This is a genomic window from Pseudoxanthomonas sp. GW2, from assembly GCF_000283075.1.
Classification (GTDB): Bacteria; Pseudomonadota; Gammaproteobacteria; order Xanthomonadales; family Xanthomonadaceae; genus Pseudoxanthomonas.
In genome coordinates, this window is record NZ_ALIP01000075.1 from 1 (window position 1) to 665 (window position 665).

Annotated in this window: 2 protein-coding genes; one reads left to right on the forward strand and one right to left on the reverse strand. The window is 69.9% G+C overall.

Annotation, left to right across the window (positions count from 1 at the left end; genetic code table 11):
- Positions 1-6 precede the first annotated feature (6 nt).
- Complete coding sequence (locus tag B351_RS0104945; RefSeq protein WP_019397938.1) at positions 7-300, reverse strand: GNAT family N-acetyltransferase; 294 nt, start codon at positions 298-300, stop codon at positions 7-9.
- 132 nt (positions 301-432) lie between these two features.
- Between B351_RS0104945 and B351_RS0104950 the strand changes: the two genes are divergently transcribed.
- Positions 433-654 (forward strand): hypothetical protein, encoded by a 222-nt coding sequence (locus tag B351_RS0104950; protein WP_019397939.1) that lies wholly within the window; start codon positions 433-435, stop codon positions 652-654.
- Positions 655-665: the final 11 nt, after the last annotated feature.

Here is a 665-nt window from a genome sequence, read left to right on the forward strand (position 1 = left end):
GCGCCTTCAACCGGCAAGGGTGTCGGCGAACTCGGGGTGCCGGGTAACCCAGGTCGCGGCGTACGGACAGGCGGGAACGACGCGCAGGCCCGCCTGGCGCGCGTGCTCGAAGGCGGTGCGGACCAGCTCCCCGGCGATTCCCCTGCCGCCGATGGCCTGCGGCACCAGCGTGTGGTCGATCAGCATCAACCCGCCCTCCAGCCGGTAGGACAGTTCGGCCTGTTCGCCGTCGGCTTCGGCCAGGAACCGGCGCGTGGCCGGGTCGTGGCGCACGGAAGGAGTCGCGGACTGGATGTTCATCGGCACCCCCTGTTGTCGGCGCGCGCCATTCTCCGCAGGCGGCGACAAACCCGTGTGAGGGCCGGACTTGCAAGCGCAACCGTGCCGAGGTTTGATTCAGCCATGTGAAGACGGCCGCAAAACGGACGGCTCATGGGCATACCGCAACAACCGGGCGACGCGAGGTCGCCGCAACAACAGCAGCAATGGGACCAGGCCGAGGCCTCCCTGCTGGAAGGCCTCTACCAGATGGCCGTGGACGGCCGCACCGAAACCTCCGAGTGCAGCCGCCTGGCTTCGGATGTCTACCGCCGGCTCGAGGCGGCCTACAGCGACGAGCCACCGGCCAGCCCGGAACCCTCGCCCGCCGCCTGAACAGGCGGCGG

Bases quoted from the DNA above. Each gene is read 5' to 3' on its own strand.
- B351_RS0104945 (WP_019397938.1), bottom strand. From the start codon at position 300: ATGAACATCCAGTCCGCGACTCCTTCCGTGCGCCACGACCCGGCCACG.
- B351_RS0104950 (WP_019397939.1), top strand. From the start codon at position 433: ATGGGCATACCGCAACAACCGGGCGACGCGAGGTCGCCGCAACAACAG.